This window comes from Bacillus sp. PAMC28571 (assembly GCF_014250435.1).
GTDB classification, from domain to species: Bacteria; Bacillota; Bacilli; order Bacillales; family Bacillaceae; genus Bacillus; species Bacillus safensis.
This window is the reverse complement of sequence record NZ_CP060191.1, coordinates 3347565-3373895: the sequence shown is the minus strand read 5'-3', so window position 1 is coordinate 3373895 and position 26331 is coordinate 3347565. Positions and strand designations below refer to the sequence as shown.

At 42.2% G+C, this 26331-nt stretch carries 22 protein-coding genes; 9 read left to right on the top strand and 13 right to left on the bottom strand.

The window, feature by feature from the left end; genetic code table 11:
- Window positions 1–55: 55 nt before the first annotated feature.
- On the bottom strand, window positions 56–1234 hold the full coding sequence (locus H7F25_RS17065) for a Rap family tetratricopeptide repeat protein (protein ID WP_044334860.1): 1179 nt from the start codon (window positions 1232–1234) through the stop codon (window positions 56–58).
- A gap of 411 nt (window positions 1235–1645) precedes the next feature.
- Here H7F25_RS17065 and H7F25_RS17060 point away from each other — a divergent pair, with 411 nt between their 5' ends.
- Entirely contained in the window at window positions 1646–1858 is a 213-nt protein-coding gene (locus H7F25_RS17060) for a hypothetical protein (protein WP_185853980.1), read from the top strand.
- A 32-nt stretch (window positions 1859–1890) separates the two neighbouring features.
- On the opposite strand, the gene H7F25_RS17055 is transcribed toward H7F25_RS17060, so the two are convergent.
- From H7F25_RS17055 to H7F25_RS17040, 4 genes are all read right to left on the bottom strand, one after another.
- Complete coding sequence (locus tag H7F25_RS17055; RefSeq protein ID WP_185853979.1) at window positions 1891–2652, bottom strand: ABC transporter ATP-binding protein; 762 nt, start codon at window positions 2650–2652, stop codon at window positions 1891–1893.
- Between the two features lie 13 nt (window positions 2653–2665).
- Window positions 2666–4993 (bottom strand): FtsX-like permease family protein, encoded by a 2328-nt coding sequence (locus tag H7F25_RS17050; RefSeq protein WP_025093733.1) that lies wholly within the window; start codon window positions 4991–4993, stop codon window positions 2666–2668.
- Complete coding sequence (locus H7F25_RS17045; protein WP_185853978.1) at window positions 4990–6243, bottom strand: MFS transporter; 1254 nt, start codon at window positions 6241–6243, stop codon at window positions 4990–4992. The genes H7F25_RS17050 and H7F25_RS17045 overlap by 4 nt, the downstream gene beginning before the upstream one ends.
- Before the next feature lie 69 nt (window positions 6244–6312).
- Window positions 6313–6963, bottom strand: coding sequence for a TetR/AcrR family transcriptional regulator (locus H7F25_RS17040; RefSeq protein WP_044334868.1), 651 nt, complete (start codon window positions 6961–6963; stop codon window positions 6313–6315).
- A 161-nt stretch (window positions 6964–7124) separates the two neighbouring features.
- Here H7F25_RS17040 and H7F25_RS17035 point away from each other — a divergent pair, with 161 nt between their 5' ends.
- The 7 genes from H7F25_RS17035 (at window position 7125) to H7F25_RS17005 (ending at window position 13879) form a co-directional block, all read left to right on the top strand.
- Window positions 7125–8237 carry a CdaR family transcriptional regulator gene (locus H7F25_RS17035; protein ID WP_185853977.1) on the top strand — a complete coding sequence of 371 codons (1113 nt, stop codon included), beginning with the start codon at window positions 7125–7127 and terminating at the stop codon, window positions 8235–8237.
- Window positions 8238–8355: 118 nt separating this feature from the next.
- Complete coding sequence (locus tag H7F25_RS17030) at window positions 8356–9627, top strand: GntP family permease (protein ID WP_025093737.1); 1272 nt, start codon at window positions 8356–8358, stop codon at window positions 9625–9627.
- A 29-nt stretch (window positions 9628–9656) separates the two neighbouring features.
- Window positions 9657–10796 (top strand): glycerate kinase, encoded by a 1140-nt coding sequence (locus H7F25_RS17025; protein ID WP_185853976.1) that lies wholly within the window; start codon window positions 9657–9659, stop codon window positions 10794–10796.
- 93 nt (window positions 10797–10889) lie between these two features.
- A complete protein-coding gene (locus H7F25_RS17020; protein ID WP_024423969.1) occupies window positions 10890–11228 on the top strand; it encodes a zinc ribbon domain-containing protein YjdM in 339 nt (112 codons plus the stop codon).
- Window positions 11229–11549: 321 nt separating this feature from the next.
- Window positions 11550–12479, top strand: coding sequence for an ABC transporter ATP-binding protein (locus tag H7F25_RS17015; protein ID WP_024423968.1), 930 nt, complete (start codon window positions 11550–11552; stop codon window positions 12477–12479).
- Window positions 12476–13426 carry an ABC transporter permease gene (locus H7F25_RS17010; RefSeq protein WP_024423967.1) on the top strand — a complete coding sequence of 317 codons (951 nt, stop codon included), beginning with the start codon at window positions 12476–12478 and terminating at the stop codon, window positions 13424–13426. Before H7F25_RS17015 ends, H7F25_RS17010 begins: the two co-directional genes overlap by 4 nt.
- Before the next feature lie 24 nt (window positions 13427–13450).
- Entirely contained in the window at window positions 13451–13879 is a 429-nt protein-coding gene (locus H7F25_RS17005; protein ID WP_024423966.1) for a DUF4064 domain-containing protein, read from the top strand.
- Window positions 13880–13919: 40 nt separating this feature from the next.
- Here the strand turns inward: H7F25_RS17005 and H7F25_RS17000 are convergent, their stop codons facing one another.
- The 7 genes from H7F25_RS17000 to H7F25_RS16970 all read right to left on the bottom strand — a co-directional run bounded on the left by H7F25_RS17000 (window position 13920) and on the right by H7F25_RS16970 (window position 23503).
- The gene (locus tag H7F25_RS17000) at window positions 13920–15248 is read right to left on the bottom strand and encodes a CitMHS family transporter (RefSeq protein ID WP_185853975.1); all 1329 of its coding nucleotides are present in this window, start codon (window positions 15246–15248) and stop codon (window positions 13920–13922) included.
- Between the two features lie 279 nt (window positions 15249–15527).
- A complete protein-coding gene (locus tag H7F25_RS16995) occupies window positions 15528–17597 on the bottom strand; it encodes a beta-galactosidase (protein ID WP_120207992.1) in 2070 nt (689 codons plus the stop codon).
- 23 nt (window positions 17598–17620) lie between these two features.
- Window positions 17621–18829: a glycoside hydrolase family 53 protein gene (locus H7F25_RS16990; RefSeq protein WP_044334884.1), complete on the bottom strand. Its 1209-nt coding sequence runs from the start codon at window positions 18827–18829 to the stop codon at window positions 17621–17623.
- A gap of 11 nt (window positions 18830–18840) precedes the next feature.
- The gene (locus H7F25_RS16985) at window positions 18841–19683 is read right to left on the bottom strand and encodes a sugar ABC transporter permease (RefSeq protein ID WP_024423962.1); all 843 of its coding nucleotides are present in this window, start codon (window positions 19681–19683) and stop codon (window positions 18841–18843) included.
- 1 nt (window position 19684) lies between these two features.
- Window positions 19685–20902, bottom strand: a complete 1218-nt coding sequence (locus H7F25_RS16980) for a carbohydrate ABC transporter permease (protein ID WP_282102253.1) — start codon at window positions 20900–20902, stop codon at window positions 19685–19687.
- A gap of 167 nt (window positions 20903–21069) precedes the next feature.
- Window positions 21070–22335 carry a galactooligosaccharide ABC transporter substrate-binding protein GanS gene (locus H7F25_RS16975; protein ID WP_024423960.1) on the bottom strand — a complete coding sequence of 422 codons (1266 nt, stop codon included), beginning with the start codon at window positions 22333–22335 and terminating at the stop codon, window positions 21070–21072.
- 172 nt (window positions 22336–22507) lie between these two features.
- Window positions 22508–23503, bottom strand: coding sequence for a LacI family DNA-binding transcriptional regulator (locus H7F25_RS16970; RefSeq protein ID WP_024423959.1), 996 nt, complete (start codon window positions 23501–23503; stop codon window positions 22508–22510).
- A gap of 172 nt (window positions 23504–23675) precedes the next feature.
- On the opposite strand from H7F25_RS16970, the gene H7F25_RS16965 reads away from it, so the two are divergent.
- Window positions 23676–24575, top strand: a complete 900-nt coding sequence (locus H7F25_RS16965; protein WP_024427566.1) for a LysR family transcriptional regulator — start codon at window positions 23676–23678, stop codon at window positions 24573–24575.
- 15 nt (window positions 24576–24590) lie between these two features.
- Here the strand turns inward: H7F25_RS16965 and H7F25_RS16960 are convergent, their stop codons facing one another.
- The gene (locus H7F25_RS16960) at window positions 24591–26267 is read right to left on the bottom strand and encodes a hypothetical protein (RefSeq protein ID WP_024423958.1); all 1677 of its coding nucleotides are present in this window, start codon (window positions 26265–26267) and stop codon (window positions 24591–24593) included.
- Window positions 26268–26331: the final 64 nt, after the last annotated feature.

The window sequence follows — 26331 nt, the reverse complement described above, 5'->3', positions numbered from 1 at the left end:
ATGACCAATGTTATATTAAGTTCCGATAGGGCGTTCTGTTGTACCAGGATTGCCATCATTTAATGGATTGAAAGCCCCTGTTTGTCCTAAAACAACGATGGTCAAAGTGATGATCAATAAACTCATTTTTTTCATTAGAATTCCCCCAGTCAATAATAGGATGTTTCATGCGATCAGCTTCCTTTAAAAAGAGATAGGCTTGATGAATTGCTCCCAGCTCTTCAAAGTGTTTTGCAGCTAATGCACTTAATTCACAGACTCCTTCAGCATCTTTTAATTTTTTAAGAATGCTGATTTCATCGAAACAGGCTTGAGCTTTTTGAGCCATATCTTCAGTGAAGTATAGATGGTAAAGCAAATTCATTTTTGCTGTATAGATGGGGCATTTCTCTGATTCATGTTTTTGGTTCACCAATTCGAAGTAATAGAGAGCTTGTGTCCTTTCATCGATAGAAAGCAGCTCTTTCATTAACATGTACATGGAGTGATGAAAGTAACACGAAGAGAGGTAGTCTTCATCACTAAGAGCCTTTTCTAGGGCATCAATACATTTTTTGGATTCGCCAGCTTCGGCGTACAAAATGCTGATATTATGATAAAGCTGTGATGTTAGAAAATGATCGTTGAGACTGTCTGCGATGTGTAATGCTTTTTTGTAGTAGTCTTCTGCTCTTATAAAGTCACCAATGTCCATATAATTAGCAGCGGCGATGACAAAGGCTGCAGCTAGTCTTCTCTCATATCCTTCATGACTTTTGAAAATATCAATAGCATTCTGAATATAGTGTAGAGAAATCAGGCTTTGACGAAGCAGCATATATAAGTTAGCGATTTTCGTATGAAATTCTGCTACTTCTATTTCATCAGGAATGTGTTGTAGTTTTTTCTCGGCAATTTTAAACAGTCCAATGGCTGATGCATAGTCTCTTTTATATGAAGCGTAAAGGGCTTTGTATAGGTAAAAGTAGTATTCAATTAAGTCGTTTGTTTTAGAGGGGCAATCTGGCTCTGGCTGTTCCTTCAGTTTTGTACCTCTCCGTTCATATAACATGAGTTTATACTTGCCTTCTAGCAATGAGTAATAGGTCAAAACTTCCTGATTTTCTTCCATTTTTTGAAGTAATTCTTTTAATTCTGTATACATTGCTTTTGCACTGTGTACATCATGCTTGCGAATTGCAATTCTCCAATCATTTAAACGATTCCCCACCTGTTCAGCAGAAATGATAGCCATGGAAATTTCACCTCTTTAAGATCCTTTCACCTGTTTCATAAAAAACGATATCACAATTTTTGGTAAAATATAATCGTTTCTGCGAAGTGATTGACAAGAGGTAATAAAAAGGACCTAAGGTCATGTGATGTACGATATTGTAAGGGTGATTGCTTGTTAGCACAAATGAATAAAATCTCTTTTTGGAAATCTAAAAAAGGGATATATACAATGGATTTTATGATAATGAACGAAAATATCACTCGTATATTTGGAATAAAGCAGTTTTAACTATTTCAGAGGAAAAATGGAAGGTCGATCTAGGAAAGAAAATCATGTATGATGTTGCTAGATCATGAGATAAGAAACTGGTAGATGACGACAAAAGTAAGTATTAAACACAAACTCCGACCTTTTAGAAAGGATGTTGAAATGAAAAAAAGATTTCAAAGTTTAAATAGACAAATCACAGTCATTATCGCGACTCTGTTCCTTGTTTTAGTGACTGTTTATATGTCAAAGAGATACTTTTATAGCAAAGAAATTGAGCTGCTGACAGAATCTTGTCAACAAGCTGGCGGCAAAATCATTTTAGAAACAAATAGTTTGTCTATGGATTACTCGTTTGAGTGCCAGAAAAAGTAGAACAGGCAGTTTCCTGCCTGTTTTTACTCAAATTAAAAACCTAAATCTTGCAGCCATTGATTTAATCTCATTTCTCGTTTCTCGGCAGTTGAAAGGTCATATCTACCTAATTGTAAACTGTCTGCAATTTCTCCGTCATTCATAAACATGATTTTTTCAGAACGAAGAGCCACCTTAGGGTCATGTGTGACAAGCAGCAGTGTTGCTCCTTCAGCGTGTACTCTTGAAAATATATTCATCACTTCCTTCGTTGTACTGGAATTAAGAGCCCCTGTTGGTTCATCAGCAAAAAGTATGTCTGGTTCATTCATGAGCGCTCGGCAGATAGCGGTTCTTTGAAGCTGTCCTCCCGATACTTCTGTCAAATATCTATTTGCCAAATGATCAATATCAAGTTTTTCCATTAAATATTGAGCTCGTTCATTCAATTCTTGTCTTGGCTTTTTCTTTGCTAAATAAGCTGCAGTAATGATGTTGTCAAATAGATTAAGATTTTTTAATAAATGACTGTGCTGAAAGACAAACCCCATCTCTGTTAAGCGCAGAGCACTTAACTGTTTGTCTGTCATTTCTGATAGTGATCGGCCTTTATATTTGATCTCTCCTGTTGAAGCTTTTTCTATGCCGCTAAGCTGATAAAGTAAGGATGTTTTCCCACATCCAGAAGGTCCCATAATGGTCACGAATTCCCCACGCTTTATCGATAAATGAATATCCTTAAGAATGGTTTGTTTTTGTCCTTTTAATGAATTGATATGCAAAGACAATCGCTGCGTTTCAATCAAGTGTTCCATGTGAAACATCTCCTTATAAAAGTGTTTGCCTTGTCGTTGGACTGGAAAAAAACGTCTTCAATAACCAGGTGGTCAAAGCTAAATTGACAATAACTAGTGTAACGGGGTACACAACTGACACCCATTGCGGTGACAGCCACTGGAGGCTCGACGCCCCTAATGTTGCTCCACCTATACTCATCAAAGCAGGACCAATGGTACTCACCGCGATTGTTCCAATAAAGGCGCCAAAACACAGAACAACGATAAAACTCGATATATATTGTGATGTTATATCTGTTATAGAAAAACCAATTGTTCTTAACATGTGATTTCGGCTCGAATCTTTCGCCTTTAACATGTGCAGAAACATGAATAGCATTAAGCTGGCGGTTCCAAAGGCAGCTAATGCAGCAAAAAATGCAATGACTTTTACAATAGCTGCTGTGCTGCCGATCGTTTGATGAACGTACTCTTTCATATCTGTCACTTTTGCAGGAGATACCTTTTTTTCAAATATTGCCTTTTTCTCTGCAATATTTACTCCTGGCTTTAGTTGGATTTGAAGGGTTTGCCAAAGAACTGGTTGAGGAAATGGCTGTGATATAGCTTTTGCTGTTTTGCCTCCATTGGTCACGTCCTGATAAATACCTGTCACCGTTCTTTGGATTTCATGCCTATTATTTACGAGAGTGATTTTTTCTCCTATCTTTTTCTGAAGTGAATCTGCATTTAATACGGATAAGGCAATTTCTTCATTCTTTAAAGGCTGCCGCCCTTTTAAATAGTTTAGGGGAAATGCTGAGAGCTCACCTGTTTCTAAGTAGAGCGTTTCTAATGTGTTCTCCTTTGATTTCACCTGAAGAGAAGTAGTTTTATAGATGGCTGCTGTTTGTATGCTCTGATCTTGACGAATCATTGATTCTATTTCGTTTGTATTTTTCGCTAGATGATTTCCTTGGCGTATATCCATTCGAAGGTCACTTTTACCAGAGCCAAGGTATGTGATGAAATCCGGTGATTGTAAGGTATGCCATAGCTGAATAGGCATGAGCATTAAAAATGTACAGAGTGCAATAATACAAGAAATCGTTGTGTACAACTTCTTTCGTGATATCAGATCTTTTAAACCAAGCCAAATATTGATTGGTATGAACCTGCTTTTCTTGAGGTGCATAGGTATTTTTTTCTTATGATTCGGTGAATTGATAACGCCTTGAAGTGCTTGAGCAGCTGATATTTGACCAAACTTTCTTAGGACAGCATAGCTGCAAGAGATGACGATCATTGCCGTCGCAATAGAAACAAAAAGCGGGATTAACCAATGAGCAAAAGAAGGCTGATTCCCCATGTAACGGTGAATATTGGTTGTAAACATATCACCAAATATAAGCGTTAACACATATCCTGCTATACACCCTGCACAAGCAAGCGCGGCATATTTACCAACGTATAATTGCTTGATTCTTGTTAAAGGGATCCCAAGCACCTTCAGTATGCCAATTTCACGTTCATCCTCTTCTATAGAAGCCGTCATAGCAAGATGGAGAGAGAGAAGGGCTATACTGATGAGCAGCAGGCAAACAAGCAGGAGAATGGCAATGACCATTCCATCTGTCAATGCATTCAGCATACGCAGTAAAGGTAGTGTGACAGATGGACCTTGTTGTGGCAGCTGTGATGATTGATAGATTGCTTGAAAAGCATCTGTCTGCGAGGCATCATGTAGTAAAAATTCGATTAAGTACTCTTTTTGTTGAAACACTTGATTTATTGCATCCCAATCCTCGTTATGAAGAAGAAATCTTTTTGAACTGACAAGACTGGGGTTCATTTGTGCATCTCGCAAGAACGCTTTGATGCGAAAGATGAATTGATTAGCTCCTTTCTCAATCAGTAATGTTTCACCTATGTTAAGCCGATACTTTTGTTGAAAATAAATTGGGACAGCCACTTCACCTTTATTGACAGTAAGCTTTTCGTTTTGTTCATCTAGAAGAAAATCAAAGTTGTAATTTTGCTTCACAAATAAATGATCCATCACACCTGCTTTGGCAGGCTCATGTCCGAACCTGATGTTTGCATGTTCAATTGGTATCATTGGGACGATTTGATGGGCTTTTACCATGGATTGCTTGCTTGAAAATACTTCAATGTCTTTTTCATTTAGGTCGCCGTCATGCATTTGGACAAAGTCTGGTGCTTTGGCAGAATGGAGCAGGTTAGAAATGGAACCATTCAGCTGTACGATCATTTGAGCTGCACTTGCTGCGAGAAATGAAGTCATCATGATGCAAATGGTTAAGCCGATTGAAATGAGACGGTGTCGGGTTAAGTCTTTCTTTATAAACGCTAATCTCATGAGGCTGCTTCTCCTTCATGCTGAAGCATATTTTTTGTTAAGCAGGCTAGTGCAAACATGAAAGTACTGACGATGAGCACCGTCACATACATGGTGGCTGAAAACGTATTGAACAAGAATCCATACATCATTTGGCCAAGCGGAGCAGCACATTGAGAAACCATTGTCAGATTGGCCATTACTTTTCCTAATTGATGATTTGGTGTTTTCTTTTGAACATGTGAAATCACAACGATTGAGATCATAGTTAGCAGCATAGCAATTGGAAGACATCCTGCTAAAAAGAGAAAATAAGCTGGATAAGTACCAAATTGAAGAGCTGTTTTGGATGTTGAGAGCGCCACAGGCAGCAAGATGACTGCGATGACAAGAAGCCAGCGATATAAAGTAGGAATGCGCCAATGCTTCGCTACAAGTCCAACTAGCAGAGCTCCTGCGATGACAGCGAACTCAATCAAGCCCATGCCTATTCCATACATGATGTCACTGCTCTTCATTGTGACCCTTAAAATGATTGGGCCCCCAACAATAAAAAATGGTGTAAGGATGAAATTTAACATTGCAGCAAGCAGCATGGCTCTTTTTAAAAATGGCTGGCTGCCAATATAAGAAAATCCTTGTTTCATATCTTTTATGAGCACTTTGCCCATGGACTCTGTCAGCGGACTAGGGGAGAAGGAAATGTTTAGCCGTAAAAGCATGCAGGCTGATAGAAAAAATACGATTGCACTCGCACCGATGATGGATTGGCTTCCAATCATTCCGTATAGAACTCCTCCGATAATAGGTGCGAGAACACCTGAAAGTGCCTGAACACCATTGACAATGCCGTTTGCTTGTTCTAATTGCTCTTGTTTCACTAGCTGTGGAATGCTGGACATGACAGCGGGAGCATAGAACGTACTCATCACGCCAAGCAGTATCATGACAGCTCCGATCATATAGAGTGAATCATTTCCCGAAAATAACCAAAAATAGAAGGCAAGAATCATCATGCCGGTGAGGACATCAAATAAAATCATTAAATTCCTTCTGTTAAATCGGTCAGCGATCGCACCAGCTAACGGTGAGAGAAGGAGCGGGATATTGGATAAAGCGAAAAGTAAGGCATATAAATCAACTCGATGCGTCATATCAAGTACGTGTAAAGATAGAACAAACCGAATGAGAGAAGATCCGAAAACGGAAATAATCTGTCCGAGAACGAGGTAGATAAAGTGGGATGACCCTCTTTTGGATAACAAAGACATGAATATCACTCTCCTTTTAGACCGACCGTCAGTCTATAATGTATGCAGGATTGGTATTGAAGTGACCAATCACTGATTATTTTCATCCAGCTCTCCAGATAATCGCTTCAGCAGGAATGAAAAGCTCCCCTTTTCTGCATGCAATGAGGATTCGAGTATATCAATAAAAGCTAAAGCGCGTTGTATACTTTCTTCGGCTGTCCATTGAAAAAGGCCTTCATCAAATATGACCTGTGCAGAAGCAAGGAGAAATTCAACCGTCTCTTGCGGATACTTCGTTTTGAATGTCCCTTCCTCTACACCTTGCTGAATGACATCTGCCAACACGGGTGATAGTTCTTTAATGGCTTTGATTAAGCTTTTTTGATGCATTTCTGCATTAGAAGGCTGATGGAACTGATCGATCATGCCCTGTTTATGGCTTCCTTGCTGAGGTGATTGCGCCATGATGATACGAAATAGTTTGTCAACGACTGGAAGGTCTGGCTCAGCTGCAATACGCTTTGCCACGATGATATCTTCTTTGATGATCCTGTCAATAATGGCATCCATTACTTCTTCTTTTGATGCAAAGTAGTAGTAAAAGGTGCCTTTTGCGATGCCAACGGCTTTTAATATGTCAATAATCGTTGTTTTCTGATAGCCTTTGGTTGAAAAAAGCGCTTCGGCTGCGTTTAATATGTCATTTTTACGTTCCTCAGGATGTTTAACGGTTCTCATAAAGCCATCCTTTCTTTTAACTAGACTGTCGGTCGGTTCTTGATTTGATTAAACACTTTTCAGGGTGTCTTTGTCAATGGCTGGTTTTTAAACACTTTGCATTTATTGTTCAAAGACACTATGATACATTGAATGAAAAAAACCTTCAGGGGAGATGACAAATGCAATTTTTGACCAGTGAATTGGCTCAAGAAATGGTTGAACGTACGATGCATATTTTACATAAAAACATCAATGTGATGAATGCAGATGGTGTCATTATTGGTTCTGGTGAGCGAAACAGGATTGGCCAGAAACATGATGGTGCACGGCTTGTACTGACAAGCGGGAACAGTGTGGAAATTGACCAGGAGACCTCTTTGCGCTTAGAAGGGGTGAAACCTGGGATTAACTTGCCTATCTGCTTCCATGAACAAGTAGTTGGTGTGATTGGAATTACTGGTGAACCAGAGGACATTCGGCATCATGCCGAGCTGGTGAAGATGGCAGCTGAACTGGTGTTAGAGCAATCTTTTCTGCTTGAGCGGGTTCAATGGCGTCATCGAATAGAGAGTGAAATTGTCAATCAGTTGATTTCATATTCTGATGTTGGGGATCATCAGCTGAAAAATCGAGCTGCTTGGCTGGGGATGGATTTAGACAAGCACCGAATGGCTATTGTTTTTCAGCCAGTTCCATCCTCAGAGGATGCTGTTCATAAATTGATGCATGCGATTCAATATGATAAGAATGCGGATGATTTACTTGGCATGACCTTTTGTCATGAATTGATTCTTTTAAGTCAGCCCATACCTGAACATCGAGTAAAGCAGGCGGCAGGTCATCTGCAGAAAACAATGCAAAGAGCAGTAGGAAGCCAAGTGTTAGTGGGGATAGGGACTGTCGCTGAAGACATCAGCCAGCTGCCAATTTCTTTTCAGCATGCGAGAGAAGCCCTGAGGTTAGGGAAGGCTCTTGATCCGGAAGAAAGTATGTATTTCTTTGAATCGTATCAGCTGGAAAGCTTATTCATGAAGGTGAGAATTGCTGAAAAGAACAGTCGATGGACTGACTTTTACAAGCCTTTGACACAAGAAGCAGAGCTCGCCCATACATTAAGGGTTTACATTGAAGAGGGCGGTGATTTGCAAAGAATTGTTGATCGTTTATTTATTCATCGGAATACATTGCGTTATCGTTTAGACAAAATTCAAGGATTGACCGGAAAAGACCCTCGTCATGTAAAACAGTTAATCGAGCTTTATATGGCGCAGCTAATGACTCAACTATATTGATTGTGCAAATGCACAATTTGGAAGAGTGGTCAGTTAAAAAAGTTCATCCAGATTCACAACACAATCCCTTAGGGTAAACGCTTACAATTGGAGAAAGATATTTTTAGGGGGATTGAGAATGGGTGGAGATGTGACGGTAAGTACTCTGGGAGCCATGGCGGCGCTTGTGATCGCGATTGTTCTCATTCTAAAAAAAGTATCACCTGCTTATGGCATGCTGGCTGGTGCATTCATAGGCGGATTGGTTGGCGGGGTAGACATTGTTCAGACCGTCAACGTTATGATGGAAGGTGCTAAGGACATGATTCCGGCTGTCCTTAGAATTATGGCCGCAGGTGTACTGGCTGGTGTTCTCATTGAATCAGGTGCAGCGTTATCTATCGCTGAGGCCATCGTGAGAAGGCTTGGTGAGGCGAGGGCACTATTAGCACTCGCTCTTGCAACGATGATTTTAACAACAGTGGGCGTTTTTGTAGATGTTGCGGTTATCACAGTAGCGCCCATCGCACTTGCCATTGCCAAACGCGCAAAGCTCTCAAAAACGGGAATTCTCCTTGCTATGATTGGAGGCGGGAAGGCAGGGAATATCATGTCACCGAATCCGAATGCCATTGCCGCTTCAGACGCTTTTGGTGTACCTCTGACTTCAATGATGGCTGCAGGAATCATTCCAGCTGTGTTCGGGTTGGCTGTTACATATGTATTAGCTAAAAAGCTTGCAAACAAAGGGACACCCGTTCTTGAAGAGGAAACTGGGCAAAGTAAAGTTCAAATACCTTCTTTTTTTCAAGCACTGGCTGGTCCGCTGGTTACCATTTTATTGTTGGCTTTAAGGCCGCTTTTTCAAATCAATATAGACCCAATGATCGCTTTACCGATTGGAGGGATTGTAGGTGCTCTTTTCATGAAAAAAGGGAAATTTCTCAATGATTATGCGATGTCGGGTCTTCATAAAATGTCAGGTGTAGCGATCATGTTATTAGGGACAGGTACATTAGCAGGAATCGTATCGAATTCTTCCTTAAAAGATGTGTTTATTCAGGCACTGGATGCATCGGGTTTACCTCCATATTTACTTGCGCCTACTTCCGGGATATTTATGTCAGCCGCGACCGCTTCGACAACAGCAGGAACGGCGGTAGCGAGCGGTGTGTTTAGCGGAACACTGATTGGGCTTGGTGTATCTGCTCTTTCAGGGGCAGCCATGATTCATGCTGGCGCAACAGTGCTTGACCATATGCCGCATGGGAGCTTTTTCCATGCAACAGCAGGAAGTGTTCAAATGGATATTAAAGAGCGTTTGAAGCTCATGCCTTTTGAATCGTTAATCGGTTTGACGTTAACCGTTGTATCGACCATTATTTTTGGCGTTTTCCAGCTGTTTGGCTGAGGACATGATAAGAAAAGAGGGGCTTTAGGATGAAAATTGTGATCGCACCAGATTCATTTAAAGAAAGTTTATCTGCTTATGAGACAGCATGTGCCATTGAACGAGGATTTCGTTCTATTTTGCCAAACGCAGAGTATATCAAACTGCCGATGGCAGATGGAGGAGAGGGGACCGTTCAATCGTTGGTTGATGCGACTGGCGGACACATTGTTCATCAAGTGGTCACGGGCCCGCTTGGTGAGCCAGTGACTGCCTTTTTTGGCATGTTAGGAGACGGTCAGACTGCTGTCATAGAGATGGCTGCAGCCTCTGGTTTACATCTTGTACCGCGAGAAAAACGTAATCCATTATGGACGACATCAAGAGGAACTGGTGAATTAATACTTGCAGCGCTGGATAAAGGAGCGAAGCACGTGATCATTGGCCTTGGCGGAAGTGCAACAAATGATGGCGGCGCTGGAATGATGCAAGGATTAGGTGCAGATTTCCTTGATAACACAGGACATTCCCTGACGACAGGCGGCGGGGCACTTCATCAATTAGCTTCAATTAATTTATCTGGACTCGATCCAAGACTGCAATCCGTCCGTCTGGAGGCGGCTTGTGATGTGGATAATCCTTTAACGGGTGAGAGAGGAGCGTCTGCTGTTTTCGGACCTCAAAAGGGAGCAGATGAAGAAATGGTTCAAGTGTTAGACAAGAATCTGGCTCATTTTGCACAAGTAGCTGAAAAGCAGTTCAATGTCTCCTTTGGAGATGCACCAGGGGCAGGAGCGGCAGGAGGACTTGGTGCGAGTTTATTAGGCTTTTTAAAAGCTGATTTGCAAAGAGGAATCGATATTGTGCTGAAGGCTGTTCATTTTGATGACGTCATCAAGGAGGCAGACCTTGTCATTACGGGAGAAGGCCGAATTGACCGGCAGACCATTTACGGAAAAACCCCAATCGGCGTAGCCAAAGCAGCAAAGCAGTATAATCTGCCTGTGATTGGTATTGCAGGCTCTCTTGCAAACGACAGTGGAGTCGTACACGATCATGGAATTGATGCACTGTTTAGTATCGTTCCAGGTATTACCTCTCTGTCTGAGGCGATACGAGATGCGGCTCTTCATGTAGAAAGAACAGCCCGGAATATCGCGGCTGTGTTAGAAATTGGAATAAAAAAGTAAACGATGAAAAATGTTTCCTTTTCTATCACATTCCTTTCTATCGAAATGTGGTAAAATTGTTATAAACGATGTAGAAAGTTGGAGGAAACAAAAATGTCTAATCTACCGAATTGTCCTTCGTGCAGCTCACCTTATACTTACGAGGACGGCAGTCTGCTGGTTTGTCCTGAGTGTGCGCATGAATGGTCACTTGAACAAGAACAAGCGGCAGAGGAACAGCTTGTGGTCAAAGATGCGAATGGTAACCTGTTAAGTGATGGGGACACGGTCTCTGTCATTAAAGACCTAAAAGTAAAAGGTTCATCATCCGTTTTGAAAATAGGAACGAAGGTCAAAGGCATTCGTTTAGTTGAAGGCGACCATAACATTGATTGTAAAATTCCTAGCTTCGGCGCAATGAAATTAAAATCAGAGTTTGTGAAAAAGATATAATGTATGAAAAGAGGCTGTAAGAGGGCCTCTTTTCTTTATTTATAGGTGAAAGGAATAATCTCAAACAAAATTCCATACATATATACCTGTTGAAAAAGGTTCATTTTTTAAAAAAATCAAGCCTCTTTTCACATAAAAATCCGCAGTTTTCTTAACCCTACCTTAAAAAAGGCAGATGATTCGCTAAATTTTGGCTAATCCCCTTCACAACTTTTGGGCATTGCTGTACCATATGGAAGTGTTCTTCTATTTTTGACGGATCATGGTGTTTATCAGGAAATAGAATGATAGATGATACTTAGACAAAGAAGGAGAGGTAACGTGACGAACGTTTTAGAACTGCATAATGTATCTAGACATATTAGCGGGAAAAAGATTGTTCAAGACTTGAGCTTTTCTGTCCAAGCGGGCGAAGTCTTTGGCTTCTTAGGACCAAATGGTGCAGGGAAAACAACAACCATTCGTATGATGGTCGGTCTTTCTCCCATTACATCTGGTGACATTCTGATTAATGGTCATAGTATTCAAACATCCTATCAGCATGCCATCCAACATGTCGGTGCGATTATTGAAAATCCAGAAATGTATAATCATTTAACGGCAAGACAAAATCTTGTTCACTTTGCCAGAATGAATGGGAAAGTGGATGAAGCGCGAATTGATGAGCTGTTAGAGCTAGTCAGCTTACAGCATGTGAAACATAAGCGTGTGCGTACATTTTCATTAGGAATGAAACAGCGATTGGGCATTGCGCAGGCACTCATACATAGACCGAAACTGCTAATCTTAGATGAGCCGACCAATGGACTTGATCCTGAGGGGATTCGAATGATACGAGATTACTTGAGAAGGCTTGCGAAGGAAGAAGGGCTGGCTGTAATTGTTTCAAGTCACCTCATGTCAGAGATGGAATTGATGTGTGATCGCTTTGCAATTATCCAAACCGGAAAGCTGATTGCGATTGAGGATCAGCGTGCTGAGACGAAGCAGGATGATTTGGTTAATTATCGAATGAAGGTAGCAGCCGGGGAGCTTGAAGGAGCACAGAAGCTCATTGATGCATTTGAGGAAGGCGTCACTGTAAGAGAAGAGGAGCAGTACTTATTTTTCTCTATGCCAGAACAAAAAATGCCAGAATTAATCCGTCATTTGAGCAGCGCGTCTATTCATTTGTACGAGATCAAAATTGAAAAACAAACCTTAGAAGATAAGTTCTTAAGCTTAACAGGTAAAAAGGAGGCAGACGTATGATTCGCCTCATTCAAAACGAGTGGATGAAAATCAGTTATCGTGTTGGAACTTGGATTATGGTTGGGCTTCTTGTGTTAGGTATGGTTGCCACGCTGATCTTTGTAGTGAAAACAAATGACAAAGATCATGCTTCAGGTGATTGGAAAACCCAGCTAGAAATGATGAATAAGGAAAACAAGAAGGAGCTCAAAGAGACAGAGAATGGTTTCTTTAAAAGAGAGCTTGAAAAAGAGATCGCTATTAATGATTATCGAATCAAGCATAACTTGCCGCCGGCTGATCAGTTTAGCCACAGTGTATGGGATTATGTGAAAACAAACGCCAATTTACTTCAACTAGTCGGTGTGTTTGTGATCATTATTGCTTCCACCATTGTGTCGGCTGAATACAAGCATGGTACAATTAAATTATTATTGATTCGTCCACCATCAAGGCTAAAGATCCTAATATCTAAATATATTACGGTGCAGCTGTATGCTCTTTTACTTGTTGTGGTGCTATTTATTTTGTCATTCATATTGGGTGCTATTTTCTTTGGACTTAACACTGATTATGTGAATTTGGTGTATCAAAATGGTGAAGTGATTGAACGTTCGCAGTTTGCAAATATGGTCTATTATTATCTTGCTCATTGTGCAATGTTTGTCGTTTTGGGAACCCTTTCGTTCGCCATTTCTACAGTGTTTAGAAGTGAAGCTATCTCCATTGCCATTAGTGTGTTAGCGTATATTGTGGGTGGATCAGTCACAGGTATTTTAATGCTCTTCTTTGATTGGTCAAAATATCTGTTATTTGCAAACGATCCATCCCAATACTTTATGGAACAGGTTACTCTTATCGAAGGTATGTCTCTAGGATTCTCACTAACCGTCCTAGTCATCTATTGGGCTATTTTCTTAGCTATTGCCTTAATCGTCTTCCAAAAGCGAGAAGTGAAAACAGGTTAATTTAACTTTTTAGGAGGTTTACACATGATTAAACGTAAAGGTGAAAAAATTATGGGGATTATTAGTATTGTCCTCAATGCCATTGGTGTCGGGTTTGGGGCATTAATCCTTTCTGTGGGTCCATCATTTTATGATGAAATCAATGAAGTGTTAAAAGAGGAAGGGGAGACATTGCCGATTGAAACGCTTCAGGCTTCGGTTCATGCATTTGGTACTCAGTTCATGGTCGTTTCCGCCATTGCGGCTGTGCTGTCGATTGTAGGTGTGATTTTCTTGAAAACCGACCGTCGTGCCGTGCTTTCAGGTATTCTTTTCTTGGTTTCTGCTGTGACTCTTTTAATTGGAACAGTTGGCCTTGCATTCGCTCCAATGGTTCTATTGTTTATCATTGGATTAATGTCTCTTATTAGAAAGCCGAATGCAGACATTCACACAAGTGAATATCCTTCATAATGAAAAAAGACATGCGTCGCTGTGCGCATGTCTTTTTTATTTAAATAATGCCTATCAGTTTGGCAGCGATCAATAAAACAATACTGAATCCCCACATCCAGAAGAAAGAGTAGCGAATATGTTTCCCCATATCGACTCCTGCAAGACCGATCGCAAGCCATACGGCTGGAGCGAGAGGACTGACAAAGGTTCCTATGATGTTTCCGATCATCATGGCATACGCCGCAGAAGTGCCCGTCACGCCGACCTCAGATGTGATTGATTCGACAATTGGCAGAAGTGCATAATAATAAGCGTCTGTACTTGTCAGCATATCCAGTGGTACCCCAAACAGCCCGACAATGATATGTAAAAATGGAAGCAGGAAAGCAGGTAGAATCTGAATGCTGTCCACAGCAATAGCTTTTAGCATTCCCGTTCCTTCGAGAATTCCTAGAAATGAACCTGCGGAGAAAATAACAGCGGCCATCATGAGTGCACTAGGTGCATGCGCCTTGATTCTCTCCATTTGTACATCCACTTTCGGATAGTTAATTAATAGTGCGAGAGAAAGACCAATCATAAACATATAACTAGCCGGAATCACGTTGAGCACAAGAAGGACAACAACAGCTATAAACAGAATGAAATTCACCCAAATCAAGTGATAGCGTTTTAAAGCGGCATCACCTGTCTCGCTAATGGATTGAATAGCCCGGTCCCAATCTGCGCCTTCTAATTGAACAGCAGCGATTTCATTTGCGGCGATTTTGACCCGAATGCGTTTTTCTTCTCTTTTTCCTAAAATAAATGCCATTCCTAATACGAGAACGACCCCAATGAGCTGAATGGGAATGAGCGGCACCCAAAGTTCAGATGGGTCCATATTAAGGACACTCGCTGCCCGTCCTGTGGGGCCAGCCCACGGCACCATATTCGTTAAGCCAGCACTTGTCCCGATCAATAACAGCAATAAGTACGGACTCATATGTAATTTTTTGTAAAGTGGAAGTAGTGCAGGTACAGTTAATAAAAATGTAGTCGCTCCTGCTCCGTCTAAATGAGCGATGACTCCTATTAGAGCTGTCCCCATCGCAACCGTGACAACATTTCCCTTTGTCAGTTTAATCAGCGTTTTTATTACAGGTTCAAAGAACCCTGTATCTTGTAAAATGCCAAAAAATAAAATGGCGAAGATAAACATGGTCGCCACCGGCAGTACTTTGATAATCCCTTCTTCAAAGAATGATTGAATGTCATTAATCCCAAAGCCTGCGATGAATGCCCCAATTAAAGGCACCATGACCATGGCAACAATTGGACTTGCTTTCCCCCAAATCAGCAGCACAACAATCGTTAAAATAATCATCAATCCAACAAACGTTAACATAAGCCCCTCCCCCTACAAATAAAACGTTTACATTTGTCTATACTTTTCATCCAATGCATTCCCACAGGTGCATTGAAAAAAAAGGGTATCAAATTTATGAGTATTAAGCAACCGCTTTCATACCTATACAATGGTAAAAAAGGATGGAGGGACCAGTCGTGGCGCGGCATCAAATATTGTAAAAAAATTTAGATAAAAATAACGATTAAAGTTCACAACAATTAATATGGGTATTTAGACTTATTAAATTAAAAAGCGCCCAATAAATGGACGCTTCTTTCAACGATTTTTCAAGATGACATACTCGTAAGGATCAAGTTGAAGCTGCTCAGGCACTTGCTGTCCAGTCAGCATATTCTCATAGCTTGCCTCTGAATCTAGTGACATGTTCTGCTGCTCTTCTGTAAAATTCATCAAAAACACATAGTCCTGCGACCCGTCTGTTCGTTTTTGTACACTGACTCCTTCTGGAATTGCAGTGGATAGGACGGGCTGTATGCCAATACCTGCGATAAGGTCTTCGTAAAACTCATCATAAAAAGACTGCTCATTTTCTGAGGCCATATAGTATGCTTTCCCTTTTTCTAATGAACGGACAGTCAGGGCTGGCTGTCCTTCGTAGCAGCCATTTTCAAAATGCCCTAACACAGAGGCCGTTTCAGGATGTATAGATTCGCAATATTGTCCGACATGATAGGTGCGTCCATTCCCTGTGGTCATTAACACATGTTCATCAGGCATCAATGTGTTGATTTCCTCTGCCCAAATGCCAAGTACATGGCGGAGAGGGCCAGGAAAACCGCCGAGGAAACAGAGATCATTTTCGTCGACTATGCCGCTCCAGTAAGTCGCGATAAAAATGCCGCCCGCTTTGACAAAGGCTTCAATTTTTTCTGCAACGCCTGGTTTGATCATGTAGAGCATTGGCCCAATGAGCACACGATAGGATGAGAAATCCTTTTCCATTCCGACTATGTCAACAGAGATACCTTTTTTCCAAAAGCTTCGATAGTGAGTTTGACAAGCCTCTACATAGCGTTTGTTTGTATTATTTAAGCCTTGCGCATCATCAATGGCCCAGTGATTTTCCCAATCATAAATGATGGCAACCTCTGGCTGAACGGATGTGCCCGCAATTGGGTGCAGCTGCTCCAGTTGTTTCCCTAGATCAGCTACCTCTTGAAACACGCGCGTATGTTCATGACCAGAATGATCGACAACGGCACCGTGGAATTTCTCAGAGGCGCCTCGGCCTTGCCGCCACTGGAAATAAAGCACGGAGTCTGATCCGTGGGCAATTGCCTGCATGGCAGAAAGGTGTGCCATGCCTTTATGTTTGACCTTGTTCACTTCATGCCAGTTTACAAGGCTCGGCGTACTCTCCATAACGAGAAACGGCTGTCCGTCCTTTAAGGAACGGTACAAATCATGTACAAAGGCAACGTTCGATGCTAATTCGGCCGTTGTTTCTCTGCCGCTGTGCCAAGCAGGATAGCTATCCCATGAGATCACATCGACCTCTTTTGCAAATTGATGATAATCCAGCCCAAGAAATGGACGCATATGCGGATAGTCGCCCATAAAGTTCGTGGTTACTGGGATATGAGGCGTCAATTCCCGCAGCGGCTTAATTTCATTTTGATAAAAATTGATCGTTTGTGCTGTGACAAAGCGCTTCCAATCCAGGTTCATGCCGTGAATCATGTGCTCCCCGTGTGGTGCGGGTGACTCGATTTGTGACCAATCACTATACGTGTGGCTCCAAAATCCCGTCCACCATGCTTGATTCAAAGCCTCAAGATCGTGGTTGTATTTGTCCTTCAAATAGTCTCGAAATGCTTCCTGGCACAGCTCGCAATGACACTCGCCGCCGTACTCATTCGAAATGTGCCACATGATCAGTGCTGGATGATCCTTGTAGCGTTCCGCAAGCAGCCGGTTGAGTGTATTCGTTTTTTCTCGATAAACCGGAGAGGTGAAGCAATGATTATGGCGCAGTCCATGTAAGTTACGCTGACGATTCGCTTCGACGCGCAATACTTCTGGATATGTTTGTGACAGCCAAGCAGGTCTTGCTCCGCTTGGCGTTGCGAGAATGGCGTGTGCCCCCTGTGCTGCCAAGCGGTCCATGATGTCATCCAGCCATGCAAAGTCATACTGACCCTCTGCTGGCTCTAACTTACTCCATGCGAAAATGTTGATGGAGAATGTTTGACAGTGTGCAAGCTTCATTAATCGAAAATCTTCGTCTATGATCTCTGGCATATGGAGCCATTGATCTGGATTGTAATCGCCACCATGCAAAAAGCCTTTCACATTTGGGTGAACGAGTGGGTAACGCTTTCCCATTTTGTCACGTCCTATCCTTTTAGTTACGGTGTCATTTGTTTAAATACATCAAGAGAAGGCAGTGCTTTTCCGTTGAAATCAAACATCGCTTGATTTTCCCACGCATTTCCGACAGTCCCGGTTGTTTGGATATAAGCGAGTCCGTATTGACTAGACCACGGAGCGCCTTTCGCTGGAATCCAAAGCGGCTCCCAATAAAAGAACCCCTTCCCGCGGTTGTTGTTTACTTGTGAAATTTTTTCGGATAGATCTCGTATAAAAGATGCCTGGCCTTGAGGTGAGGCTGGATAACCGGCTGTATTGACAGAGTCTTGGTTAAATGAGTTATCTAGGTTGTCACCGTTTGCTGTCGTAAAGCCGTAAGCAGTTTCTACCACGATGACGTCTTTGTTATAGCGGGCACTAATATCATTCATATTGGACGTAAGCCCGCTAAAGCCGCCGTCCCAATACGGGTAATAAGATAAACCGATCGTATCGAAGGAGACGCCTCGTTTTGTGATTTCATCAAACCACCAGCGGGATGCACCATTGTCTCCGCCATGTGCAAGGTGAAGCATGATTTTGATGTTTGAATCGACAGAGCGGACGGCATTTGTACCAGCTTTTAGCAGAGCAGCGAGCCGGTCAAATTCACCACCGCCTTCACCCCAGCTTTTTCCGTTTGGCCACAGCATACCTGAGTTCAACTCATTCCCGACCTGAACCATATTCGGCAAGGCATTTTGCGCTCTCATCGCTTTGAGCACATCACCTGTGTAAGTGCCGACCGCTTTTTCTAAATCGCTTTGTGAGAGGGATGCCCACGCTTTCGGTTTGAATTGTTTACCGGGGTCAGTCCAGAAATCACTGTAGTGAAAATCAAGCAGCACTTTCATGTTTTGTGCTTTTGCACGTTTCGATAAAGCGATGGCTGTATTGAGATCATTTGTGCCGCCGTTATAGGCACGGCCTTGATTGTCATATGGATGGTTCCACAGTCTGATACGCACATAGTTGACACCTTTATCCTTTAATAGCTTAAGCGGATCAACCTGCTGTCCGTTCTGGTTGTAGTATTTGCCGCCGCTTTTCTCCACTTCTGCAAGCATCGAGATATCGGCTCCCTTGATGAAATCACCTTGCAGTCCATTGATCGGTTTCACAGAAATCGTATCGGCCCTTGCTTCAGGCAGAATACCTAATCCCATCAGAAAGAAAACGACAACAGTGACAAGCAACCATTTCTTCATCAAATCTCCCCTTATCCTTTTGTCCCGCCTTGTGTGAGACCGGACACAAATTGTTTTTGTAAAACAAGGAACAATAAAGCGACTGGAATCGCAATGAGTAAAGCCCCGGCTGCAAAGGTCGTGTAGCTTGCACCCATTTTGTCTGACACAAGATTGTACAGACCGATTGGGAGCGTATACATTTCGGGTGAGCGGACAATGACACTGGAAATGATGAAATCACCCAGTGGACCTGTAAATGAGTTGATTGCGACAACAGCTAAGATGGGCTTAGCGAGCGGCATAATAATTTGGATGAAAATCCGGAAATGCCCTGCGCCGTCCATTCTGGCTGATTCATCGAGATCCTTTGGAATCGCATCAAGATAGCCTTTCATTAAATACGTATTCATCGGAATTTGTCCACCTGCATAAATCAAAATCAGGGCAAGGTGGCTGTTAATGAGTCCAAGCATTTGAGCAAGAACAAAAATCGCTATCAGCGCTGAAAATTGAGGAATCATTTGCAGCAGCAAAAAGAGCATCAGCCCATTTTTCCGTCCTTTGAAGCGGAATCTGGAAAAGGCATAGCCTGTAAAACTGACAAGAACGAGCGTTAAAACCATTGTGGCAATACTGATCTTCATTGAGTTCCAATACCATTTTGCATAAAGTGCCCCCTGACCGAAGAACAGCTCGGTGAAGTGGCTGAACGTTGGATTCTTCGGAAACATGCTTGTACTCATGAGGCTGTTCCCAGGGTTAAAGGAAGCACCGATCGTCCAAAGCAGTGGATATAGAATACAAATGGAGGCAATGAAAAGGATAAAATAAGTGATGCTCAGGCGAATGAGCTTGTTTTGTTTTGATCCCATATCACATCATGTCCTCCTCTTTGAATGAATTCGTTCTCTTAAACTGCCAGAGTGCAATGGCGATGACAAAGATTGAAAGTAAGATCGTGACAGCGGCAGCAAGTGCATATTGAGAAGACTGCATCGTGAGTTTGTAAATCCAAGAAACCAAGATGTCCGTTCCCCCAGCAGTTGAGCCAGCGACAGGCGGTCCTCCGCCATTAAATAAGTAGATGATATTAAAGTTGTTAAAGTTAAACGTATATTGCGTGATTAATATAGGCGCAATGGAATAAAGGACAAGCGGTAACGTGATGGACCGGAATTTCTGAAAGAAGTTTGCCCCATCAATGGTCGCAGCTTCGTATAGATCCTCTGGAATTGCTTGCAAAACACCGGTTGTCATAATGAAAACAAAAGGAAATCCAAGCCAAGTCTGCATCGCAATGAGGGCAATTTTGCTCCAAAATGGATCTGTCAGCCATGGTTTTGGATCAATTCCAATCGATGCAAAAAGTGTGTTGTTAATGGCTCCAAATGTATCGTTGAACAGTCCGGCAAACACCAAAATGGTCACAAAACCCGGAACAGCCCAAGGGAGAATCAAAATGGTTCTAAAAAAACGTTTTCCTTTTAAATCCTTCTGATTGAGCAGAACCGCTAGAAAGATGCCGACAGCACATTGAAGGGTCGAAGCAGCCAGCGTCCATACGACGGTCCAGCCAAGTACATCAATGAAAGTGTCTCTCCAAATATCAATTGAAAAGATATTTTGAAAGTTCTTGATCCCTACCCAATCGATCAGATTGGCAGGAGGCGAGTGGTATAAATCGTAGTTCGTAAAGGCAAGCGCAAAGCTGAACATTATAGGAAAGACAACAGAGAATAGAAGTAAAAAGAAAGCAGGAGTGCTCATTAAGTAAGGAAAGCCTTGGTCGATCAGCTGATGATATTGAGCTCGGATGGAATGAAGCGGAATCCCTTGATCACGTTTCTTTCCGTTCATAAAAGCATCACGCATCATGAGTACGTAAAAGCCGATACCAAAACAAGCTGTTAACAGCGCAATAATCCCTTTTGCTAAAAGAAAAACAGAGTTGTCACGAGGCAGCATCGTACCAAGTGTGAACAGCCCCCAAAAGCCAATATTGAATAAATCATAAAATACGATGAAAAAAGAGACGCCGAACAGGAAAAAAAGTGCCCCTTTGCCGTACTGTTTGTTGTACATCTGCCCCATCCCGGGTATTAAGGAGAACATTAGCGCCCGTCTCCGGTGTGTCTTTGATTCCACTATGTGTGTGCGGTCTAGTTCAAGGTTACCCGTCACGTCTAACACCTACTTCATATGAAATTAGATCAAATACGGGCAGCTTGATAGACTTAAAGGCTACCCGTGTTTGATGATTACTTAGAGTGATTTGCTTTAATTTGAGAGTCGATTTGATTGACCGCATCATCAAATGCCTTTTTCACATCTGTCCGGCCTGTTGCAATGAGACCTAACGCGCTGTCAATCGGCTTCCACACCTCTGCCATTTCAGGGGTATTCGGTGTCAGCGTGGCATATTTCGTTTGTTTTGAAACAGCATCCGCATTGGCGTTTCCTGTGATGATTGGATCCTTCATCAGCTTTTTCACTGGTGGAATTTCCTCTGTTACTTCGAATCGCTTCTTCGAATTTTTTTCATTCGTGATAAACTCAACAAATTTCTCAGCTAGGTCTTTATTTTTAGAATAAGAGGAGACGTTGTAGCTCTTTACACCTAAGAATGAGCTCATATGCTTTCCGTTCGGGAGTGTTGGCAGCTCTGTTACGCCATAGTCAATACCAGCTTCTTTATATGGACCAAATGACCATGGACCAGAAATGACAGCTGCGGCCTTTTTCTCTGTGAATAAGGAGTTGAGGACATTGATTCCTTGTTCACCAATGATGCCTTTCGGGAAAAGTCCTTCGCTAAAGAATGTTTGAATGTATTTTCCGCCTTCAACAGCGCCATCGTTGTTCAGGCCAATATCATTGACATCATAGGAGCCATCACTTTTCTGTTTGAAAATATAGCCTCCTGATCCGCCTAACACACTTTGTGCATAGTAAATTTCATCCCATTTCGCTACAAAACCGTATTTCCCGTCTTTTGTCAGCTTTTTCGAAAGGTCATACCAGCCATCAAGTGTAGTTGGTGCCTTTTTGACAAGGTCTTTGTTATAGAAAAGCACTGTCGTTTCAACGGATTTAGGAAGGCCATACAGCTTGCCGTCTATCGTTTGTGATTGAATGGATTCGTCTGTAAAGGAATCGATCACTTTTTGATCAGGCTTGATTTCCTGTAACAGCCCCTCAGTAACGGCTGATCCAATTTGATCGTGAGGCATCGTAATGACGTCTGGGCCTGTCCCGGCTGCTCCATCAAGGCGGAGAGCTTCGATTTGGTCGGCATACGCTTTTTCGACCACTTTGATTTTCACATCGTTTTGTTTTTCGAATTCTTTTACAGCGTCTTGAATCCCATCAGACTTTTTGACATCCTCCCATACTAGCAAGGTCTTTGTACCTGTAGATGCTGGCTGAGTCCCGCTTGAATTGTCATCTCCTGGCCCGCATGCTGAAAGCAGAAGCACAGCAGTACCAACAACTGCTGATAATGTCGCCCATTTTCCCTTTTTCATTGGTAATCCCCTCTCGTTCTTTTTTCACAGATGATAAGAAAACGCTTTCTTAATGTGAGAATATCAACTTAAGTAAAAAAAGTAAACATATTTTATTAAATTTATTAAGTAAAATTTTTTACTCGTATAGAGAGAAAAGAAGCCCTCCACATTAGGAGGGACTTCCAGTTGATTATATGGTACTTTTCCGAAAAACAGGTTCTGACGCAATCAGAACAGTCTTAGGCAATGTTCTGCCGTCCACAAGTCTTTCTAAAAGTAAATCGATCGCTGTCTCACAAAGTAATGACGTATGGATGTGATACGTGGTGAGCGGCGGCGATACATATTGAGACACATGAATATCGTTGATACTAAAGACGCTGACGCGGTTCGGCAGAGAAAATCCTCGCTCATTTAATGCTTGTAAGCAGCCGATGGCAAGAGGGTCACTAGCGACACAAAAAGCGGTGGGCAGATCATCACCAAGCTCGTCGATCGCCTTCATCATCAGCGAATATCCTTCATCTACTGAGAAATGGTGGCCGATATAGACCAATCGCTCATCAAGCATATGGCGGGCCAGCATGTATTCACGGAAAGTCGTTTCACGAATATCTGGAATGTGCACATTCGTATTCAGATCAAGGTCTGTGCCGCCAATGAATCCAATAGATGTGTGCTCTTTTTCGATAAAAGAATCGATGATCTTTTCAACAATTCGTTTCAGGTTCGGCTTTACAGAATCAAAACGGTCTTCATCTGGCGTCGTATCAATAAAGACAATATGCGGAGTGATCGCATATAATTGGTCAAGTTCTGACGTTTTAAAGCGGCCGATGGCGATGATTCCTTCTGTAGCAGAATCAATGGAATGTAGCCCATCAGACGGATTGTAAGCGGTGACATTTAAGCTCCGAGTATTGGTGAGTTCCTCAATGCCGAGTCGAATGGATTTAAAATAAATATCTTCAAGCTCTTCCTTTTCGGTCATCCAATAGAGAAAGGCGATTTTTTTTAATGAATGTTTGAATGTCTTCTTTTGGTAGGACAAAGCTTCTGCGGCGGCATATACTTTTTCGCGTGTTTGATCGGTGACAGATAGGTTGGGATCTTGGTTCAGTACGCGAGATACCGTTGCAATGGATAAGCCTGCTTTTTCTGCAATGTCCTTTATTTTAGCTGCCAAATCAGCACCTCCTATAGAAAATATCTCCTCTTAGTATAGAGTCTTTAAAAAAATTAGTAAATATTTTTATTAAATTGTTTTCGTTTAGGCGGTTCTTTACGTGCTGGAAAGGAATTAGTAAGATATATATAGGTAAGGTGTTGGATTAAGATTTCTGATAGGAGAGGGACCGATGTATTACGATGCACTGAAGACATTTGTGACAGTGGTGGAGGAGAAGAACTTTACAAAAGCAGCCCAAAAGCTGCGGATTTCTCAGCCAAGTGTCAGTCTTCATATTAAGAACTTGGAGCAGGAATTCCAGACCGTTCTGCTGAATCGTTCGCCAAAGCAATTAACCGTTACACCAACAGGAGATATGCTGTACCATCGATCAAAACAAATCATTCGTCTCTATGAACAGGCGAAGCAGGACATTTATGAGCATCACCACCTGGCAAGAGGAAAGCTGACCATCGGGGCGAGCTTCACCATTGGTGAGTATGTGCTGCCGCAAATATTGGCGGAGTTTCATCAGCTCTATCCGCATGTTGATATTGAGGTGGTCATTGATAATACAGAGGCTATCGCCAGACATGTCCGTTTATTCCATGTCGACATCGGTTTGATCGAGGGACAGACCAATGACAAAGAGCTTTCTGTAGAAACTTTTCTAGAGGACGAGCTTTATATTGTGGCGCCATTAGATCATCCTTTTGCCAAGAGAAAAGATGTCACCATTGATCAATTACAGAACGAAACATGGATCACGAGAGAAGAGGGATCAGGTACAGGAGAATATTTACAGCATGTCCTGAAATCAAATGGACTGAAAGCACGAACCTTTGTGACTTTTAGCAGCAATCAAGCGATTAAAGAAGCGGTGATCCATGGAATGGGTCTTTCTGTTTTATCTAAATATGTCCTCCAGCGAGGCAGCATTGGCGGTGAATTGGCTGTTATTTCTGTGAGAGGCATGGATTTCAAACGAAAGTTCTCCTATGTCGAGTCACCGATGACCGGGGGAAATAAAAATAAGGAATTGCTCGTTGAATTGTTAAGGAAAGAGAAAAAGGACGCTTCTCCTCAGTAGGAGAAACGTCTTTTTTTATAACCCTTTAATTTTGATTTCATCGACTGGAAGGAAAATCTCACCTGTATCTGTATATTTCATCGTGACCTGATCGCCTTCTTTTAAATAAATGACGAGAGGTTCTTTTTCAGATGACATAGTGTAGCTTTTTCCATCGTCTAGCAGGAAGGTGACGGTTGTATAATCACCGGTCTTTTCTTTGTAGACACGTTTGACCTTCCCTGCTGCTTCTTTCTTTTCCTGCTTAGAGGAACTGTTAACGGTACCGCCGCCTTTTTGAAGAGCTGTCTTATAGGCTCTCAGTGCTTCGTTTGGTGTAGAAGCATACGCAGCAATTTCTGGATTGGCTGCAGAAACGATAAAGTAGTTTTGCAGGAATCCATTTGAATCGAGAACCGGTGTGAGCCAGCTGGCTTCCCCATAGAAATTATAGAGAATTGGCATGCGGCCTTTCCATTTCTTCTCGATGAATCGTTTCTCAATAATTTGTAGAGCGCCCTGAGAATCCATGTAGGATTCTTCAAGATTTCCAGTATAATAAGTCGCTTTTCCTGTCCGGGCATTGGTCAGGGCATATCCGAGCATGGAATCAACGCCCTCTTTCGGACTTGTGAAATCTGTGAAGTAATACATATCTCCTTTTGAATCAAATACAGGGCTCACATTGGCTTCCGTTCCTTCATCGGAAGGCAGCTTGACATCTGACTTTCCAAACATACTGTTCCAGAACCCGTGAATATAGTTTCCGAAATAGCTGTTTTGCAGACTGACCGCCTCTGGTGAAACAGCACCGTCGATAAAGGCAGGTACTTGATCTAGAGCATATTTCTTCGTCGCACCTGTTTTGGCATCAACAACGACGACACCGGAAGCTTTAAAGCCGTTTCGGGCAGAGATGAAATCGCCATACGTTTGAATGTAATAAGGCTTGCCGTCATCATTGATTTCCAGCTGTGTACCGCCGTAGAAAATCAAATCTGGGTACTGGAGACGGATATGCCGCTCAATTTCTTTGTTGAAATAGGAGGAAGGCGTATAGACCATCTCCGTTTTCACGAATTTTGGATTAGCAGAGGAGTCGGTCGCACTTAATGTGAAGTAACCCGGCGTGCTGCCTGCACGAATCCATTTAAAGAAGTCCGAGAACTCCACTGGAGCGATGTATACATACTCACCGTTGACCTTCTGAATTTGCAAGCTGCCAAGCTCATAGTAGCTTGTGTTTGGCACCTGTCCGAACGATTTCTTCATTTTGTTCCGGGCAAATTGAGGCGGCACACTCGCAGGTGTTTCTTTTTCATCAAATGCTTTGATTTCTACTTTTTGCTCCATTTTGGAGACATCGAATTTCTCATTCGCATTGAATAGAAAAGCTGTCGCCATGTAAACACCGAGCAGCAATAGAATAAGAAACAGCACGCCTTTGATTTTACGCTCCAATCCAACCGACAAAAAGGCGCCTGCTGCTGTCACAACAAGTCCAATCAGCCATAGAGATGAAGGGTTACGGTCTAAATTGGTAATGTAATAGAAAACAAAAATACCGATCATGAACAGCAAAGCAAGGCCTGCAATCCACATGAGCGGCACCTGCTGTTCTGTTCCTTTCTTTCTAACGATCAACCTGAGCGGTGTGAGCAAAAGGGTCAAGACAAGACCGATCACAACCGAAAATAACAAAATATATCCCACAAACAGATCTCCTTTCAAATCAATCACTCTTTTAGTATATACGAGTGAGGCGGGGAAAAGATTC

Coding starts and splice junctions, on each gene's coding strand:
- H7F25_RS17065 (WP_044334860.1), bottom strand. CDS start 1,234: ATGGCTATCATTTCTGCTGAACAGGTGGGGAATCGTTTAAATGATTGG.
- H7F25_RS17060 (WP_185853980.1), top strand. CDS start 1,646: ATGAAAAAAAGATTTCAAAGTTTAAATAGACAAATCACAGTCATTATC.
- H7F25_RS17055 (WP_185853979.1), bottom strand. CDS start 2,652: ATGGAACACTTGATTGAAACGCAGCGATTGTCTTTGCATATCAATTCA.
- H7F25_RS17050 (WP_025093733.1), bottom strand. CDS start 4,993: ATGAGATTAGCGTTTATAAAGAAAGACTTAACCCGACACCGTCTCATT.
- H7F25_RS17045 (WP_185853978.1), bottom strand. CDS start 6,243: ATGTCTTTGTTATCCAAAAGAGGGTCATCCCACTTTATCTACCTCGTT.
- H7F25_RS17040 (WP_044334868.1), bottom strand. CDS start 6,963: ATGAGAACCGTTAAACATCCTGAGGAACGTAAAAATGACATATTAAAC.
- H7F25_RS17035 (WP_185853977.1), top strand. CDS start 7,125: ATGCAATTTTTGACCAGTGAATTGGCTCAAGAAATGGTTGAACGTACG.
- H7F25_RS17030 (WP_025093737.1), top strand. CDS start 8,356: ATGGGTGGAGATGTGACGGTAAGTACTCTGGGAGCCATGGCGGCGCTT.
- H7F25_RS17025 (WP_185853976.1), top strand. CDS start 9,657: ATGAAAATTGTGATCGCACCAGATTCATTTAAAGAAAGTTTATCTGCT.
- H7F25_RS17020 (WP_024423969.1), top strand. CDS start 10,890: ATGTCTAATCTACCGAATTGTCCTTCGTGCAGCTCACCTTATACTTAC.
- H7F25_RS17010 (WP_024423967.1), top strand. CDS start 12,476: ATGATTCGCCTCATTCAAAACGAGTGGATGAAAATCAGTTATCGTGTT.
- H7F25_RS17005 (WP_024423966.1), top strand. CDS start 13,451: ATGATTAAACGTAAAGGTGAAAAAATTATGGGGATTATTAGTATTGTC.
- H7F25_RS17000 (WP_185853975.1), bottom strand. CDS start 15,248: ATGTTAACGTTTGTTGGATTGATGATTATTTTAACGATTGTTGTGCTG.
- H7F25_RS16995 (WP_120207992.1), bottom strand. CDS start 17,597: ATGGGAAAGCGTTACCCACTCGTTCACCCAAATGTGAAAGGCTTTTTG.
- H7F25_RS16990 (WP_044334884.1), bottom strand. CDS start 18,829: ATGAAGAAATGGTTGCTTGTCACTGTTGTCGTTTTCTTTCTGATGGGA.
- H7F25_RS16985 (WP_024423962.1), bottom strand. CDS start 19,683: ATGGGATCAAAACAAAACAAGCTCATTCGCCTGAGCATCACTTATTTT.
- H7F25_RS16980 (WP_282102253.1), bottom strand. CDS start 20,902: ATGGGGCAGATGTACAACAAACAGTACGGCAAAGGGGCACTTTTTTTC.
- H7F25_RS16975 (WP_024423960.1), bottom strand. CDS start 22,335: ATGAAAAAGGGAAAATGGGCGACATTATCAGCAGTTGTTGGTACTGCT.
- H7F25_RS16965 (WP_024427566.1), top strand. CDS start 23,676: ATGTATTACGATGCACTGAAGACATTTGTGACAGTGGTGGAGGAGAAG.